This is a genomic window from Phenylobacterium aquaticum, from assembly GCF_022695515.1.
Taxonomy (GTDB): domain Bacteria; phylum Pseudomonadota; class Alphaproteobacteria; order Caulobacterales; family Caulobacteraceae; genus Phenylobacterium; species Phenylobacterium aquaticum.
Window position 1 is genome coordinate 195,744 of sequence record NZ_JALDPT010000001.1, and the last position, 14,921, is coordinate 210,664.

The 14,921-nt window shown below is 66.1% G+C and carries 19 protein-coding genes; 10 read left to right on the forward strand and 9 right to left on the reverse strand.

Annotated elements, in window-relative coordinates:
* Positions 1 to 16: 16 nt before the first annotated feature.
* Positions 17 to 430, reverse strand: coding sequence for a four-helix bundle copper-binding protein (locus tag MQH10_RS00845; RefSeq protein WP_242562179.1), 414 nt, complete (start codon positions 428 to 430; stop codon positions 17 to 19).
* A gap of 207 nt (positions 431 to 637) precedes the next feature.
* Here MQH10_RS00845 and MQH10_RS00850 point away from each other — a divergent pair, with 207 nt between their 5' ends.
* Together MQH10_RS00850 and MQH10_RS00855 are read left to right on the forward strand one after the other, a co-directional pair.
* On the forward strand, positions 638 to 835 hold the full coding sequence (locus MQH10_RS00850) for a heavy-metal-associated domain-containing protein (protein ID WP_242562180.1): 198 nt from the start codon (positions 638 to 640) through the stop codon (positions 833 to 835).
* 122 nt (positions 836 to 957) lie between these two features.
* Positions 958 to 1,284 (forward strand): copper-binding protein, encoded by a 327-nt coding sequence (locus MQH10_RS00855; RefSeq protein ID WP_242562181.1) that lies wholly within the window; start codon positions 958 to 960, stop codon positions 1,282 to 1,284.
* Between the two features lie 26 nt (positions 1,285 to 1,310).
* Here MQH10_RS00855 and MQH10_RS00860 read toward each other — a convergent pair whose 3' ends face one another.
* The 3 genes from MQH10_RS00860 to MQH10_RS00870 form a co-directional block, all read right to left on the reverse strand.
* Complete coding sequence (locus MQH10_RS00860; RefSeq protein ID WP_242562182.1) at positions 1,311 to 1,613, reverse strand: hypothetical protein; 303 nt, start codon at positions 1,611 to 1,613, stop codon at positions 1,311 to 1,313.
* Between the two features lie 110 nt (positions 1,614 to 1,723).
* Positions 1,724 to 2,161 (reverse strand): Cu(I)-responsive transcriptional regulator, encoded by a 438-nt coding sequence (gene cueR, locus MQH10_RS00865; protein WP_242562183.1) that lies wholly within the window; start codon positions 2,159 to 2,161, stop codon positions 1,724 to 1,726.
* Positions 2,158 to 4,644 carry a heavy metal translocating P-type ATPase gene (locus tag MQH10_RS00870; protein WP_336605019.1) on the reverse strand — a complete coding sequence of 829 codons (2,487 nt, stop codon included), beginning with the start codon at positions 4,642 to 4,644 and terminating at the stop codon, positions 2,158 to 2,160. Before MQH10_RS00870 ends, cueR begins: the two co-directional genes overlap by 4 nt.
* Positions 4,645 to 4,793: 149 nt before the next feature.
* On the opposite strand from MQH10_RS00870, the gene MQH10_RS00875 reads away from it, so the two are divergent.
* From MQH10_RS00875 to MQH10_RS00890, 4 genes are all read left to right on the forward strand, one after another.
* Entirely contained in the window at positions 4,794 to 5,369 is a 576-nt protein-coding gene (locus tag MQH10_RS00875; protein ID WP_242562184.1) for a DUF305 domain-containing protein, read from the forward strand.
* Positions 5,370 to 5,506: 137 nt separating this feature from the next.
* Positions 5,507 to 5,788 (forward strand): hypothetical protein, encoded by a 282-nt coding sequence (locus tag MQH10_RS00880; protein WP_242562185.1) that lies wholly within the window; start codon positions 5,507 to 5,509, stop codon positions 5,786 to 5,788.
* Positions 5,785 to 6,225 carry a Spy/CpxP family protein refolding chaperone gene (locus tag MQH10_RS00885; protein ID WP_242562186.1) on the forward strand — a complete coding sequence of 147 codons (441 nt, stop codon included), beginning with the start codon at positions 5,785 to 5,787 and terminating at the stop codon, positions 6,223 to 6,225. The genes MQH10_RS00880 and MQH10_RS00885 overlap by 4 nt, the downstream gene beginning before the upstream one ends.
* On the forward strand, positions 6,222 to 6,809 hold the full coding sequence (locus MQH10_RS00890; protein WP_242562187.1) for an RNA polymerase sigma factor: 588 nt from the start codon (positions 6,222 to 6,224) through the stop codon (positions 6,807 to 6,809). Before MQH10_RS00885 ends, MQH10_RS00890 begins: the two co-directional genes overlap by 4 nt.
* On the opposite strand, the gene MQH10_RS00895 is transcribed toward MQH10_RS00890, so the two are convergent.
* On the reverse strand, positions 6,802 to 7,932 hold the full coding sequence (locus MQH10_RS00895; RefSeq protein ID WP_242562188.1) for a type II restriction endonuclease: 1,131 nt from the start codon (positions 7,930 to 7,932) through the stop codon (positions 6,802 to 6,804). The two genes, MQH10_RS00890 and MQH10_RS00895, sit on opposite strands and share 8 nt — an antisense overlap.
* Before the next feature lie 209 nt (positions 7,933 to 8,141).
* Here MQH10_RS00895 and MQH10_RS00900 point away from each other — a divergent pair, with 209 nt between their 5' ends.
* From MQH10_RS00900 to MQH10_RS00910, 3 genes are all read left to right on the forward strand, one after another.
* Positions 8,142 to 8,651 carry a nuclear transport factor 2 family protein gene (locus MQH10_RS00900; RefSeq protein WP_242562189.1) on the forward strand — a complete coding sequence of 170 codons (510 nt, stop codon included), beginning with the start codon at positions 8,142 to 8,144 and terminating at the stop codon, positions 8,649 to 8,651.
* Positions 8,652 to 8,846: 195 nt separating this feature from the next.
* Complete coding sequence (flgC, locus tag MQH10_RS00905; protein WP_242562190.1) at positions 8,847 to 9,266, forward strand: flagellar basal body rod protein FlgC; 420 nt, start codon at positions 8,847 to 8,849, stop codon at positions 9,264 to 9,266.
* A gap of 250 nt (positions 9,267 to 9,516) precedes the next feature.
* A complete protein-coding gene (locus tag MQH10_RS00910) occupies positions 9,517 to 10,035 on the forward strand; it encodes a hypothetical protein (RefSeq protein ID WP_242562191.1) in 519 nt (172 codons plus the stop codon).
* A gap of 132 nt (positions 10,036 to 10,167) precedes the next feature.
* Here the strand turns inward: MQH10_RS00910 and MQH10_RS00915 are convergent, their stop codons facing one another.
* Positions 10,168 to 10,395 carry a helix-turn-helix domain-containing protein gene (locus MQH10_RS00915; RefSeq protein WP_242562192.1) on the reverse strand — a complete coding sequence of 76 codons (228 nt, stop codon included), beginning with the start codon at positions 10,393 to 10,395 and terminating at the stop codon, positions 10,168 to 10,170.
* A 96-nt stretch (positions 10,396 to 10,491) separates the two neighbouring features.
* On the opposite strand from MQH10_RS00915, the gene MQH10_RS00920 reads away from it, so the two are divergent.
* The gene (locus tag MQH10_RS00920; RefSeq protein WP_242562193.1) at positions 10,492 to 10,929 is read left to right on the forward strand and encodes a helix-turn-helix domain-containing protein; all 438 of its coding nucleotides are present in this window, start codon (positions 10,492 to 10,494) and stop codon (positions 10,927 to 10,929) included.
* A 284-nt stretch (positions 10,930 to 11,213) separates the two neighbouring features.
* On the opposite strand, the gene qatD is transcribed toward MQH10_RS00920, so the two are convergent.
* The 3 genes from qatD to qatB are packed head-to-tail and all read right to left on the reverse strand — an operon-like array spanning position 11,214 to position 14,913.
* Positions 11,214 to 12,806: a Qat anti-phage system TatD family nuclease QatD gene (gene qatD / locus MQH10_RS00925; RefSeq protein ID WP_242562194.1), complete on the reverse strand. Its 1,593-nt coding sequence runs from the start codon at positions 12,804 to 12,806 to the stop codon at positions 11,214 to 11,216.
* The gene (gene qatC / locus MQH10_RS00930; protein ID WP_242562195.1) at positions 12,806 to 14,164 is read right to left on the reverse strand and encodes a Qat anti-phage system QueC-like protein QatC; all 1,359 of its coding nucleotides are present in this window, start codon (positions 14,162 to 14,164) and stop codon (positions 12,806 to 12,808) included. Before qatC ends, qatD begins: the two co-directional genes overlap by 1 nt.
* Entirely contained in the window at positions 14,161 to 14,913 is a 753-nt protein-coding gene (gene qatB, locus MQH10_RS00935; protein ID WP_242562196.1) for a Qat anti-phage system associated protein QatB, read from the reverse strand. The genes qatC and qatB overlap by 4 nt, the downstream gene beginning before the upstream one ends.
* Positions 14,914 to 14,921 lie beyond the last annotated feature (8 nt).

Consider the following 14,921-nt stretch of genomic DNA (forward strand, 5'->3'; position numbering starts at 1 on the left):
GCTAGATCATCAGGGGTTATTGCAGCGTTGGCGTGATGGTTTCAGCGGCCTCGCGGCAGGCCTGTTCGCACCGCCGGCAGGCCTCAGCGCAGATGCGGCAGTGGTCGTGCATCTGCGCATGCTTTTCGCATTCGTCACCGCAGAGACGGCACGCTTCGGCGCAAGTCTCGGTCATCCGCTTGATAACCAGCTCGTTGCTCCCGCTCCGCCGTGAAGCGACCGATCCCGTCGCGGCGCACACGTCGGCGCAGTCGAGATTGAGGCGGATGCATTGGACCAAATCCTTGAGCATCGCCTCCGCAAGACAGGCGTCGGCGCAGCTGGTGCAGGTCTGGGCGCATTCGTAGCAGGCCTCGATGCACCGGATCAGCGCCTCGTTGGTGTTCCCCTGAACGTCGGGGTGCGTCGCGATCATCTGCTGGACGTGCATGGCAAATCCTCCTCTGGCTTCGGGGTCATCGTCGTGAACCGGCTGCGCCTGATGGAGTTCCGCAGAAGAACGGATTACCCGGAAAAGACAGAAGCTTACTATGCTTGGAGGGTTGCCCAGCATTTGTTTACGGCTGCCACCCTTGACCTTCCCACCGTGGGAATCCTTACGTGCTAGGACGAAGTGAACCTAACGAGGAGATGAGACATGCTTCGCCTAAACATTGAAGGCATGACTTGCGGGCACTGCGTGCGGTCCGTGACCGACGCCGTGAAAAGCGTCGATCCGAAAGCGGACGTACGGGTGGACCTGGGCGCCAAGCGGGTCGAGGCCGAGACCACAGCAGACGCAAGTGCGATCATTCGAGCGATCGCGGACGCCGGCTATGTCGCGGCGGCAGCTTGATCGGCGGCCCACCCCGGCGGTAGCCGCCGTTGAGGGCCGCGACACGCGTCATGCGTAATCCTAGCGAGACGAGCTGTAAGCCCAGCGCTTCGTACCCCTTTGTTCAAGACCAGGAGATTCGAATGAAATTGCTACTCGCCGCCATCACGGCGCTCGCGCTCGGCGGCCCCGCTTTCGCCCAGGCTGGCCACGACATGAGCAAGATGCCGGGCATGGGTCAGCCGGCCGCCGCCGGCGCCCAGGGCGCGGGCGTCATCAAGAAACTGGATGCCAAGGGAGGCTCCGTGACCCTGCAGCACGGCCCGATTGCGGCCCTGGGCTGGCCGGCGATGACGATGCCGTTCAAGGCCGAACCCACCCTCTTGAAAGGGCTCAAGGTGGGCCAGCAGGTGAGCTTCACCGTCAAGCCGGGAGCCACCCCCGAAGTGGTGTCGATTCAGCCCAAATAGGACGGTCCGCGGGACGGCGCGCTAGACTAGGGGCGCCGTCCCGGCGGCTTGTCGGTCACGATCCGGCCCACCACCTTGAAGGTGACGCTGCCGACGATCGGCTGAGCTTCTCCGGGAATGCGAGCGAGGAATTTGAGCGCCCAGGTCCCGTCGGTCGGCAGATCCGCGCGGAAGTTGTAAGTCCCATAATCCAGGCTCGGCGTGAAAAACGCCGGCAAGGCGCCGCCGAGCTGACCTTCCGGCGACCGATCGACCCGCGCCTCGCCCATCTCCACGCCTCCAACCAGAACCGCGCCAGCGCGCGACCAGACTTGGATTTTGATCGGCACGCCTACGCCACGTTCGACAACGGGCGCCACGGCCTCGAACCGATAGTCGGCCGGCCCCGCCTGGCCTGCGGCGGGCCAGAGCGTTAGCGCCAAGAGCCAGCCCGAACGGCTCACGAGGTCGCGCCGTTGTGGTCTTCGATACGGGCCGCGCGCGGCTTGGGTCCCTCGGCAAGGTCGATGAGGATCGGGCAGTCAGATCGGTCGTCGCCGGCGCAACCTTCCGAGAGCGCTGTGAGGGTGTCGGCCATCGCCTGCATCTCTGCAATGCGTGCGCGAAGGTCCGACACATGAGCGTCGGCGATCGCCTTCACCTCGCGGCTCGGGCGGGTGTGATCGCGCCAAAGGGACAGCAGATTGGTGATCTCTTCGACCGAGAAGCCTAGCGATCGGCCGCGTTTGATGAAGCGCAGATCGTTGACGTCGCGCTCGCTGAAGCTGCGGTAGTTGCTGTCGGTGCGTTCAGCCGGCCGGATCAGTCCGATCTGTTCGTAGTAGCGGATCATCTTCGCGGACACGCCGGAAGCGCGTGCCGCCTGGCCGATGTTCATGCCGTTCTCCCCGCCGCAGCGATGCCCGGTGGCCTGAAACGTCGCAGGCGCAGGGCGTTGGTCAGAACACTGATACTGGAGAGCGCCATCGCGCCCGCCGCCAGCATGGGCGACAGAAGCCAGCCGAAGGCCGGGTAGAGCGCGCCGGCGGCGAGCGGGATCAGCACAACGTTGTAGCCGAACGCCCAGCCCAGGTTCTGCCGGATGTTGCGCAACGTGGCGCGCGAAAGGCCGATGGCCGTCACCACGCCGGTCAGGTCGCCGCTCATTAGCACGACGTCGGCGCTTTCGATCGCGATATCGGTCCCCTGCCCCATGGCGATGCCCACCTTGGCGGTGGCAAGAGCTGGCGCGTCATTGACCCCATCGCCGACGAAAGCGATATCGCCAAACCGCTCTCGAAGGCGCTCCACGGCGCGCGCCTTGCCGTCGGGCAAGACGTCGGCGAGAACCTCATCCACCCCGAGCGTGCGGGCGACGGCCGCAGCGGTGCGGTGATGGTCGCCGGTGACGATGGCCACCTTCAGGCCAAGTTTATGCAGCGCCGTGATCGCCAGAGCCGAGGTCGGCTTGATCGGGTCGGCGACCGCGAGCAGGCCCGCGAGGCGACCATCGATGCCGACGAACAGCGGGCTCTCGCCCGCATCGGCCAAGGCGTCCGCCCGATCCAATAAGGCGGAGACGTCCATCCCCGCGGCCTGAAGGTGGCGTCCGGCCCCAATCACCAGGTCACGCCCGGCGACCGTCGCCGTCACGCCAAAGCCTGGAGTGGCCTGGAAATCCGTAACCGGTTGGAGGGACAGGCCCCGACGCCGCGCCTCGCTGACGATCGCCTCGCCAATCGGGTGCTCGGAGAGCTTCTCGACGCTGGCGGCCGCGGCCAGGACCTCGTTCTCCTCATATCCTTCGAGGACCTGCAAGGTGGTGAGGGCCGGACGGCCCAAGGTGAGCGTCCCGGTCTTGTCAAAGACCACGGCCTTCACGTCGCGTAGCGCCTGCAGCGATTCCCCGCGCCGAAAGAGGACGCCGAGCTCGGCCGCCCGGCCTGTGCCGACCATGATCGACGTTGGTGTCGCCAAGCCCATCGCGCAGGGACAGGCGATGATTAGCACGGCGACGGCGTTGACCAGGGCAAGACCGAGCGCCGGCGCCGGTCCGAAGACCAGCCAGACCCCGAAGGTCAGCCCAGCAAGCGCGATCACCACGGGCACGAACCAGGCCGTGACCTTGTCCACCAGGGCTTGGATGGGCAGCTTGGCGCCTTGCGCCTGTTCGACCATTCGGACGATCTGCGCCAGCAGCGTATCCGCCCCAACCTTGGTGGCGCGGAAGCGGAAGGCGCCGGTCTTGTTCACGGTGCCGCCAATCACGACCGCGCCCGGGCCTTTTTCGACTGGCATCGCCTCGCCGCTGATCATCGATTCGTCGACGAAGGAGCCGCCGTCGAGGATCTCGCCATCCACGGGTATGCGCTCGCCGGGGCGGACGATCACCAGATCGCCGGGCCGCACGGCCTCGATCGGCACTTCCACGTCTTCCCCCGCCCGCTGAACCCGCGCGGTCTTGGCTTGCAGGTGCAATAGACGCTTGATCGCGTCGCTCGTCCGCCCCTTGGCGCGGGCCTCGAACCAGCGGCCGAGCAGGATCAGGGTCACGATCACGGCGGCGGCTTCGTAGTAGACGTTATTCGTTCCGGCGGGCAGCGCCCTGGGAAATAGCGTCGCCACCAGCGAATAGGCCCAGGCCGCCGTGGCGCCCAGCACCACGAGGCTGTTCATGTCCGGCGCGCCCCGCAAAAGGTTGGGCACGCCCTTCTTGTAGAAGCGCAGCCCAGGACCGAAGAGCACGAAGCTCGCCAGCGCCAAGCTGATCAACCGCCAGGGTTGTTCGCCCAAGGTCGTGACCAGCCAGTGGTGGACGCCGGGCGAGACGTGACGCGCCATCTCTAAGGTGAAGAGCGGCAGGGTCGCGATCGCGGCGAGCATGACGGATCGGCGCAGGGCGCCAAGTTCCGCCAGCCGTGCGGCCTGCTCTCGGTCTTCGTTCGCGCCACCCGCAGCCTGCGCCGCCGTCGCTTCGTAGCCCGCCTGCCCGATCACGGACGCCAGCCGCTCGGAGGTAACCGTCCCGTCCAGGACCCGCACAGTGGCGCGTTCAGTCGCCAGATTGACCTGGGCGTCGAGCACCCCGGGCTCGGCCTTGAGCGCGCGTTCGACCCGTCCGACACAGCTGGCGCAGGTCATGCCGTGGACCTGGAGCTCGACCGTCTGTTCGAGGGGCTCGTAGCCTGTCGCGCGAATCGCGGCGGCCACGGCGGCGGGATCACCACCTTCGATATGGGCGCGCTCTGAAGCGAGATTGACGCTCGCCCGGCGCACGCCGGGCACGGCGCCGATCGCCCGCTCGACGCGGCTCACGCAGCTGGCGCAGGTCATGCCGAGGATGGAAACGTCGATGGTTTCGACGGATGAGGCTTCGGGCACCGCAGGTTCCTTCTTCCGATGCCCACGTCACGTAGGGCTTCCCATGATGGGAAGGTCAAGGCTCCGTGCTACTCTTTGGGATACGCGCTGGCGCCATCGCGCCCCTCAACAGCCATCGTCGACGGGCGCAGCACCCCGTAGAGCAAGTTGTGGTCAAGGACAGACGCCACATCCATGCCGCCCCTTCCAATCATTGGAAGGATTTCGCCGTGCATCGTTTCGTGGTGGTCGAGCAACGAAGTCACGCTTTGGCGGTTCTACTCACGTTCGTGACCAGGCTAGCGGCCGGGGTTGCGCCTCAACGTCAGAACGGAACAAAGAAGATGCAAAAGACAACAGTGGCGCTCGCGGTGATCGCGGCGTTCTCGGTGGGCGCGGCGACGGCCTCGGCGCAGTCGACCCAGGGCGCCATGAAGGGGATGGATCACAGCGCCATGCCGGCGATGAAGGGCATGAAGGGCGATCACAACATGATGGCCATGAATGACTACATGGCCGCCATGAAGAAGATGGACCAGGCGATGATGAGCGCGAAGGGCGCCACACCTGACGCGATGTTCGCGCGCAAGATGATCGCCCACCACCAAGGCGCCATCGACATGGCGCAGATCCAGCTTCGGCATGGCGCCGACGCCGACGCCAAGAAGATTGCGCAGAAGACGATCGATGAGAACACCAAGGGCAAGGCCGAACTTGAGGCTTGGCTGAAATCGCACGGCGGCTGATTTACAGCCGCTGCGGCGGCGAGAACGCCGATCGACGCGGGCTCGCCGTGTGTCGTCCGATGATCCTTTAGGGGTTGGGCCCGTCTGGAACGTATAGTTTCTGGGGCGGCCTAGAAGGATTTCACATGAGCGAGCGCTTGGACGAGCTGGTCGATCGATTGGCGGCGGCTCCGGCCGACCGTTCCTTGGACGGACTGGAGGCGCGGATCGGCCAAAGCATCGTGGCGCGTCGGCGCGATGCGCGGGCGCTCGCCGCGCTCGCGCCGGTTCGTTTCGCCTCCGTAAGTTTGGCCCTGGCGATGGGATTGACGGCGGGCGGCGCGGTCGCCGCATCGGCGGCATTGGCCCCGCAGCACGACGGCGCCTTCTCTAGCGGGGCCCATCTCGCGCCGTCCAACCTGCTGGAGGGCCGCCGATGAGCGTGATGCGCAGCATGGCGCTGACGCTGATCTTGTCGGTGCTGGTGGCCATCCTCGGGGTTTGGGGCGGGGCGCAATACGTCATGCATCGCATGCAGCGGCCGACGCCGTTGCATGAGTTGGTTCATGAGAAGCTGGGCCTGACCGCCGACCAGGAGAGGCGCATCGCCGGAATGGAACGTGACCACGAAGCTCGTCGCCAGGCGCTCGAGGCTGAGATGCGGGCGGCCAACGCCCAGCTGGCCCAGGCCTTTCAGCAGAGCCACGCTTATACGCCCCAGGTCCAGGAGGCGATCGATCGCTTCCACCGCGCCATGGGTGAACTGCAAAAGGAGACGATCGTGCACACCCTGGCGATGCGCGCGGTGCTGACGCCCGATCAGGCGGCCAGGTTCGACGAGACGGTCGTCAGGTCCCTGACCGAAGACCCGAGGTGACCGGGGACGCTCAGGCGTCCGACAGCCTCCTCGCCCGATCGGCCGCAGCTGGAGATGATCGGGCTTTCGCGGTGCTCGTTGGTCGCCACAAGGATGGTCTTTATCGGCTGCTACGTCGCTACACGGGGGACGCTGATGAAGCCTATGAGGCCGTCCACGAGGCCTTTATCGCCGCCTGGAGCGCCCTCAAGCGCTATGACCCGCAGCGGCCCTTCGGCGCCTGGCTGCGCACGATCGCAATCAACAAGGCCCGCGACCGCGGCCGTCGAATGGTCGTCCGCCGCGTGATCTTCGGTTCGGGCGGACTCGACGACGGTGAGGCGTTGAACGCTCCCGACATGTCGGCCAGCGCCGAGGCCATCGTATTGGAAGACGAGCAAGCGATGCGGTTGGACCGCGCGGTCGCGCGGCTGCCGGCCACTCTGAAGGAGCCTCTCCTGCTGACGGCGTTCGAAGGCCTGAGTCAGCAGGACGCCGCGCAGATCCTCGGCGTGTCCATCAAGACGATCGAGACCCGCGTCTACCGGGCGCGCAAACTTCTCGCCGAGCAGCTCGACACCGATATGCGGCCTTCGGCTAGGTGAGCCGGTGGGAGACCTTCTCGAGCGCTGCAACCCCGGATCCAAAACGGGCCATCGCCTCCCGATGCTGCTCCAGGGCGCTATACGGAAGATACCGCACGCTCAGGTCGGCGATCCGGCTGAAGGCCGGTCGGGCGATCTGCGCGCGCACGTCCGCTTCGCGCTTGTCGGGCGCGACGAGGAACAGGCTGTGAAGGCCGCTCGCGTCGCCGCCCAGCGCGAGGTCGAGCATCCGCACGATCCCGGAATAGATCGAGGTCGTGTGCTCCACCTCGAAGGCGGCCACGATGGCGCCCGCCGTGTTCAGCCACAGCACATCGATCAGGCGCACGGCTTCGGCGCCGGGGCGATTGTCGAGCGCCGTCGGCAATCGCTCCAGGCAATGATCGCCGAGCCGGCCGGGCCCACATGGCCGCCCGCGGTCGTTCTGCGCGATCCATACGTCGTAGCCGAGCGCGCGCCCCAGATCGCGCAGCCAGCCCTGGATTTCAGTATGGGTCCGCGCGTCCGCCTCGGCCGCCGAGGGTTTGATGGCCTGGGCGCGAACTCTGGCCAGATCCGCCGCCCAGTCGGCCCGCGCGGCGACGTCATTGGAGCGCGGCGGCGGCGCATAGAGCCCCATGCCCAGGTCGAAACAGAACGCCGCGGCCGCCCCGAGGTCATTGGACAGCAAGTCGCGGTATTTGCGATTGAAGGCGATCAAGCCCTGCCGCATCGCCAGGTACTCGTCCCACCGGCCGAGCTTCACATTGGCGCCGGTCAAGGCGTTGTAGCCGCGCACGATCGCAGTGTTGAACGGCGGCGCGATGGTGGGGTGCAGGAAGTAAAGGATATTGGCCACCGCTGGGCCCAGACCCTTGATCTTCAGCGCATCAATCCGGTGAATCTCCGCCAGGACATGCTCTTCGGTGTCGCAACAGACACAGGCGTCCAGCAGTTGGCCAAAGGCGCGCTGATTGCCAGGGTGCTCATAGATGTCGGGAATCCGCAGCTTCGGCTTCCACAGAAAAGCGTGGTCCGCCCCCTTGAACACCTGTCGTTGCTCGGCGATCGAATGGACGACAGTCTCGAGGGACGATCCGCGGTAAGCGACGCCGAATCGCTCGGCCTCGATCTCGGCGGCCACCTGTTGGACGCCGCGACGGATCGACCGGAAATTCTTCAGGCGGTCCTCCCAGAGGAACCAGCTCTGATAGGCCCCGGCCGGATCGTTCCGCCACCGGCTCAGCAGTTCACGCGTCAACTCGGCGGACAATGCCATTCCCCCCACAGATGCGCATGTTCGCTGCACCGTCCTCCGACCACAAGCACTCCCCCTGTTGAAAAGGCACGTAGATGGATCGTCTCCCCAAACCAGTCGCGATCATCGCTGCGGCCCTGCTCGCCGCGCCGATGGCGGCATCTGCTCACGATCCGGTTGCTGGCCCTGCACCGACGGCCGCACGCCTCGACCCCGCGGCCGCCGAGGCGGCGGTCGTCGTGGACGCCTTCCACGCGGCTCTGAAGGCTGGCGACACATCTAAAGCGGAGAGCCTGCTCGCCGACGCGGTTCTGATCTTCGAGGCCGGCGGCGCCGAGCGCTCAAGGTCAGCCTACGCGGCCCATCATCTGGCCGCCGATGCTGCCTTCGCCAAGCTGGCGACCGAAACCCTGAGCCGTCGCAGCGGCGGCGGCGGGGGAAATTTCGCCTGGATCGCTTCGGAAGGCGCGGTTCGCCCGCAAACCGACGGCAAGACACAACCGCGGGTCACCACGGAGACTATGATCTTGCAACAGACGGCCGGCGTCTGGCGGATCGTCCATGTGCACTGGTCGTCGCGCACACTTCCAACGGCGCCCCGCTGAGGCCCAGAAGGAATCCCGCAGACCGCATGCCCGCAAGATGTATCCAAGACGACAACACTAACATTCCAGGAATGTTAGTGTTGTCGTCTTGGCCAGTGAGATTTCTCAAGGCTCCAAGTCTCTGATTTACGCTGCGTTAATCGATCGTTAACCACGACGCTTGAGCCTGAAGGCGATGACGAGGGACGGATGCTCATGGCCAAGATCGGGATGCAGGGCGACGGCGTCGCCGCTATTGCCGCATCGGCGCTTCGGGCTGAGCAAGCGCGAATGCGTGTCATCGCCGAAAACATGGCCAATTCGTCCTCGACGTCCCAGACCCCGGGTGGGGAACCGTACCGACGGCAAGTCCCTGTCTTCAAGGTCTTGCGGATGGAGGGCGGCGACGGTGTCCAGATGGCCGGCGTCAAACCGGACCCTTCGGCGTTCTCCAAGGAATACAGCCCTGGCCACCCGGCCGCCGACGCGAGCGGTTATGTTCTGCTGCCCAATGTGGACGGGCTAGTGGAAGCGCTCGACATGAAGCAGGCCATGCGCGCCTACGAAGCCAATCTCAACGTGCTCGAGACCCAAGACGCCATGGAAAACCGCACGCTTGATCTTTTGAAGCGCTGATCCCGATCTCGGTCCGCGCCAACTGGGCTGCAAGCGCAAGCTCAGGTCCGCAGGCGAACCTGGATGGGCTCTTGAGGGCGAAATCTTCCTAAGAAATCCTGGGATCCGACCAGTCCGCACCGGTGCGCCGAGGTCAAAGGGTGGCGTCGATCTTGGTAGGCGCCGCTGCGGGGAACCCCTCGGACCGTGCGTATACACAGTCAGATGCCGTTGATCTCAATCCGGCCTACGCAGAACGGAGAAACGACGATTGGACGCAATCGGAGACCGGCTGTTCGAGGTCGTCGCGCGCACCCGGGACAAGGTCGTCATGGGTCCCATCAGCGATCCGCCCGAGGCTCAATTTCGGGCGGACGTAACCCGATATTTCATGGCCGTCGCCTGGATCGTGGCAGACGCCGAGCTAGCGCGCTGCAAGTTGGCGGGTAACAAGCCGAAGGCAGTCATGAGCGCCTTCCTCGAAAGAATGCACAGCGAGCTTCGGCGTGTGCAGATCGCGATCCAGCCATCGTGTACGGAAAGTGAGATCTGGCGGATGCTCTTTGATGATGCGGACGTCTACCGCCATGCCTGGAAAGAGGCTATGGCCCACCAGTCAGAGAATCCCACGCTCGAAGCCGGGTTGCGCTGGTTTGACGAGCGCTCCCCCGTCAATCTTGCGTCAGCCGAAGCCTACGGCGGGTGCGTCGCTGTTCTGACCACCGGGGCCGCGATCACGTCCCGGATCGTTGCCGTGGTCGAAACCATGGGCATCGGCGGGCTCGGCTGAGCGAAGGTTGGGCGTCGGACGCCCGCCCTTCGGCCGACCCCAAGCCTGGCCTGCCATTTCCAACTGGGCGTTCCCGGGCGACATCTCTATCCCGCGTAGCCAGAATTTCGGGCCTTCGACGATGACCTGCCGCTATGCGCCGTCATCGTCATGGTCGTCCGCAAAGAACACCCCAGGCCGCACCTCCATCGCTTCTGCAAGCCGGCCGAGGATGACGGCCGTCGGACTACTCGTCCCACGTTCGATCCGCCCCAGATGCCGCATGGCCAGGCCAGCCTCCCCGGCAAGGTCCTCCTGGGTCAACTTGCGCGCCAACCTGAGACGCCGCACGTTGCGCCCGACGACCCTGTTCCAATCCATGCACGATGGATTTAACGGTGCGTCGACAACTTCTAGGACATATATGTCCTATTAGTGGGGTGGCGGTAGGATTTGGCGCCCGAGGAGATGCTTCACATGGGCTCCGAGCCAGCTCAGGTCGATATCCACGTTGGCAATCGCCTTCGGCTGAGGCGTCGACAGCTCGGCATGAGCCAGGAACGCTTGGCCTGCGGTCTTGGCCTGACCTTCCAGCAGGTCCAAAAATACGAACGTGGGGCGAACCGCATCAGCGCTTCAAGACTCTATGAGGCGGCCCGATGTTTGGAGGTGCCGGTTAGCCATTTCTTTGAAGGGCTCGCGGATCCGGCGACGCCGGATGGCGACGCCTATGCGAAAGCCTGGAGTGGAGTCGTCGAGGAGCTCCTCGCGGAACCCAACGGCAAGGCGCTGGCGGAGGCCTTCTTGAGCATCCGAAAGCGTAGCGTCCGAAAAGGTCTCGCGGATCTGGCCCGTGAGATCGCCGCTAATGACGACCCGTCGCCCGACTCCAAGGGCCGGTCTAAGCCCGAGTGAGCAAGTGAGGTTTCGGCGCAGAGACCTGCTCTTAGCGATGCCCCTGGCTGGCTTGGTCGGCGTGATGGCCTGCATCCTGACGGACGCGGCCTCCGTATGGATGGCGTTTTGGGTGGTTGGATCGGGCTGGGCGGTCGCCGCCTACCTGGTGATCGAGCGCTATCGACCGCGTGCGTAACGGGGCCGTATCGACACTAAGTTCGCGTTCTTCGCAGCATCGCCGTGTGCCAAGGGTTCCATCCATCGTGCCCGGGGACCCGAGGTCGCGCGAACCCAACTCAACTTCAGGCGCGCGGCGGCATGACCGCCGCGTCTAGCCGACGATGGATCAGCGACACCAACGAAAGCAGGTCCTCGGCGTCTTCGAGACTCATGTCCCAACGGATCCTCGCCTCGTGAGCGGTCGGATTGCGGAACATGCCGAACGTCCCGATCACGAGATTGGCGAAGCCCCGCTGCTCGTCCTGCTCGCTCTTGGTGCGGCGAGGATTGATGGCCAGCATAGGCGTGTCGCCGCCGAGGGCGCGGTTGACCAGGGTGGCGCCATCGTCCGTCAACCCCGTCCGCGTCCGCAGCTTGTCGCCGACGCTCTTCACCGCCTCCAGGACGGCGTGGAAATAATTCTCAGCGAGCCACTCCGGGCGGCAGAACGCCAGGACATCGGGATGGACGTTGCGCCGAAGCAGATCGGCCTTAAGGTTCCGCGCCCGCTTCTCCGCCTCGGAAATGGTGGCCGCCGCCGTGGCCGTGGCGAGCGTACCGGCCGCGTCCACCTCCAGGCCCATGAACGCGAGCGTCTCGTTGAGGCGCAGACGAAGTGGCTCGTAACCGTCGCGCTTGCCGAGCCAGCGGGCCGGGGCCATGGCGCGACGGATGAATTCCAGGATGCCGGTGCGCTTCTGGCGGCGGTTCTGGTCAGCCGCGAAAGTCGCTAGGAGGCGATGTCGCTTTGTGGCGGTCGGGTCGGGATCGGCCATCTTCAGGGTGCTGAGGATGTGACCGATCTCGCTGCCGCTGAGACCGATGACCGTGTCCCCCAGTGCGGCCGCGATCCCTTCAACCTCGATCTGTGAAATACGGCCATCCCCTCCCCTTCCCGTCGATGGCCGAACGCCTACGATCGTCGGCGTCACAAGGCTCCGCAGGTTCTCCACGAGCGTGCGCTGCAGGGTCTCCGTCGTGACGCCGCGCAGCCGCGCGAGATCGGGCAGCATCAGGGCGACATCGGACGGGCGCGCGGGCCGACCGTCGGCCTGAGTGAACGGGCCATCGGTCTCCGTGAGCAAGCGGTCCAGCGGCAGGCCCGCCACGATCTCGCGGTGACGCGGTTTGATCAGCATCTGCGCGTTGATCGAGAAGTAGCAACCGAAAGCGGCTGCGCGCCGGGCTTCGGACTTCGAGCCGGTGAACCAGTGCAGGACCACCCTGCCCCGGTCCGGCGGCAGGTGCCGCTCAAGGTGATCGAGCACCGGGCCAACCGCGCGGACGCTGTGGATGGTGAGGATCTTCCCGCCGGCTTCCGCGCTGGCGCGAAGGACACGCTCGAAGACCGCCTTCTGGTCGTCGAAGGATCGATAGAACCGCGGGCCGGCGTCGAGGCCGACCTCGCCGACATAAGTGGCTTCGGGCAGGAGCTGCTCCCAGAGCGCGATCTCCGACTTGCGGTCAGCCACCACCTGCGGATGGAGGCCCAAGGCCACCCGCACGTGGGCGGATCGGCTGGCGAGCTCCACGTTCCGCCGCCACGCCTTGGGCGTCGTCGTCACCGCCAGGGTCGCCACCTTTCCCCGGTCGCACTCGGCGATCAGGGCCTCATGATCAGGGTAGAGGTCGAGGTGGCAATGCAGGTCGATCAGCTTCGGCGTCGCCATCGTCATCAGAGGGGCCTTGCCACAACCCCGGCCAGCAGTGCGCCCACTTCGTTCAGGCCATTCACATAAACCTGTTCATAGGCGCCAAGCTCAGCCGGCGCGTCGTTCAGCGGGCCGGGCTGATGGATACGGAACCGCGCGGACCCGGGCCGCGCCCTATGCCGGGCGATCGCCAGCTGGAACGAGCGGACGTGCTCGCCTTCCGCCTTCGCCGCGTCGAGCGGGGCGGCGCGCAGATCTTGCAGGGTATAGGTGGTGTCATCCGTGCCCAGTCCGGCGACCAGGGCAGCGCGACGGATCAGGCAGGGGACGCAATGGCCACAGTGCTGCGGCGGGGCGCCGGACCAGCGCGCCTTGGCCGGCGAGCTGCAGGACATCGTCCCCTTCGCGGTGCGTTCGAGGAAGGCGCGATCGGCGCAACCGGCGACCATCTCGCCCTTAGTCTGGTGGCGGTAGCGGTTGTTGAGGTTTGCCTTGATGCCCAACCGGCCGAGGAGCTCATTCCATCGCGCCATGTAAAAGGGGTGCGTCGTGCGCGTGCTAAGCGATCCGAGCCGGAGGGGGTCGAGTGGCACGTTCAGCGAGATGAGGCCGTTCTCGGGCACATGAATCACCACATCGTCCTTGATCGCGTCCGCGGCCAGCGCCGCGAGGGCGAAGAACAGGAAGGAACGGCCGCGAAGCGAGTTCTCGACGCCTGAACCGGCCACGGCGTCGGTTGGGAAGCCAACGCGCGCCCGAAGGTGCATGAATCCCGCCTTCGGATAATGTTTCTCCAGCCGGTCGCCGCAATAGGTCTGGTGAGCGCTCGTCACGCCATCCCAGTAGTGGCTGACGAAAAGGGGCGCACGGCCACCGGCCAGCAGATCGATGGCGCCGATGAAGCTGTCGAGGCCGCCCGAGAACAGACAGACGTCCGGCGGGCGATATATCGCAAGGCGGGTCGGCGCCGGCGCGAGGCGCTTCAGCCCCGCCGGCCGCGCGCGGAAGCGCAATCCCCACCGATCGCCGGTGAGGAAATTGAGCATGCGGACCAGCAAGTCTTCTACCGATGTCCACAGCGCCGGGTCGGAGACAGGAACTTCGAGGGTAATCTCGCGCGTCCAGCCATCCTGCGATTCCGAGCGCCGATTGATCCGCGTGTCGGCGGCGGTGAGGGTCGCCGCCAGCACCCCGAGGTCAACGGCGATCTCGCTGGGCCGCAGGCCCACCGCCGCCAATTGATCGAGCGCATGGCCCAGGCCGAAATCCAGCCGGCGATCCGCCGCGATAAAAGAGATCTCCGTCTGCTGGACCCCCGCGGCGGCGGGAATCCGCGCGCGGTCCCGGTCGCCGAGCCGGCACACGACGCTGTGGGGTCTCATGCGTCGTCTCCCAGGATGGCCAACATCTCGAACGCCGCCTCGTAGATGCCGTTCGCCGCGCCGACGACCGCTCGATCACTCAGGCTCTCGACGCCGCTGAGCCGACCGGCCAGTTCGCCACGGACCGTGCCGGCAACGAAATCGTGCAGCTGCGCCTGCAGCCGGTCGATCGCCCCGACATCGTCGGGAATACTCACGCCCTTGATTCCGATGTCGTTGAGAATCCGGGCTTCGATGGTGCGGGCGACCACATCGAGGAAGAACTCTTCGAGCTGGCCCGCGGTCAGCGTGTCGAAGGCGCCCAGCCCTTCCTCAGCCAAGCTGTCGATCGCCTCCAGCATCCCCTGTCTGGCGATCGCTTCGTCGAGCGAGCCTCCCGGCGGGCAGATTACTTCCAGGAGGGAAAGCAGCACGTCCTCGGCGGGGCGGCCGGCCAGACCGGCCAGATCGACCCGCCGCAGCGCCTCGGCCGCCCCATCCCGCGCGACGTCGCGAACCACCCCGAGGAGCCGGCCGGCAGCCGCGCGCGCTTCGCCCATCCGGCGCGCGGCCCGCCCGCTGCCGCCGACGCCATCGCGCACGTAACGGGAGACGCCCCGGGCGAGCGCGTCTCGGTTGCCCGTGCGCGCAAACTGGTTGAAGGCGATCCGGGCGCCGCGGAACGATCCCGCGCCGCTGAGGTCCGGCGTGATGCGCGGCGGACCGGACGCCGCCGCGGGATCGACGGGAGCCGTCTCGGGTGCGGCCACGCCCGTGG

Coding starts and splice junctions, on each gene's coding strand:
- MQH10_RS00855 (WP_242562181.1), top strand. CDS start 958: ATGAAATTGCTACTCGCCGCCATCACGGCGCTCGCGCTCGGCGGCCCC.
- MQH10_RS00845 (WP_242562179.1), bottom strand. CDS start 430: ATGCACGTCCAGCAGATGATCGCGACGCACCCCGACGTTCAGGGGAAC.
- qatC (WP_242562195.1), bottom strand. CDS start 14,164: ATGAGACCCCACAGCGTCGTGTGCCGGCTCGGCGACCGGGACCGCGCG.
- MQH10_RS00915 (WP_242562192.1), bottom strand. CDS start 10,395: ATGGATTGGAACAGGGTCGTCGGGCGCAACGTGCGGCGTCTCAGGTTG.
- MQH10_RS00850 (WP_242562180.1), top strand. CDS start 638: ATGCTTCGCCTAAACATTGAAGGCATGACTTGCGGGCACTGCGTGCGG.
- cueR (WP_242562183.1), bottom strand. CDS start 2,161: ATGAACATCGGCCAGGCGGCACGCGCTTCCGGCGTGTCCGCGAAGATG.
- MQH10_RS00920 (WP_242562193.1), top strand. CDS start 10,492: ATGGGCTCCGAGCCAGCTCAGGTCGATATCCACGTTGGCAATCGCCTT.
- MQH10_RS00900 (WP_242562189.1), top strand. CDS start 8,142: ATGGATCGTCTCCCCAAACCAGTCGCGATCATCGCTGCGGCCCTGCTC.
- flgC (WP_242562190.1), top strand. CDS start 8,847: ATGGCCAAGATCGGGATGCAGGGCGACGGCGTCGCCGCTATTGCCGCA.
- qatD (WP_242562194.1), bottom strand. CDS start 12,806: ATGACGATGGCGACGCCGAAGCTGATCGACCTGCATTGCCACCTCGAC.
- MQH10_RS00885 (WP_242562186.1), top strand. CDS start 5,785: ATGAGCGTGATGCGCAGCATGGCGCTGACGCTGATCTTGTCGGTGCTG.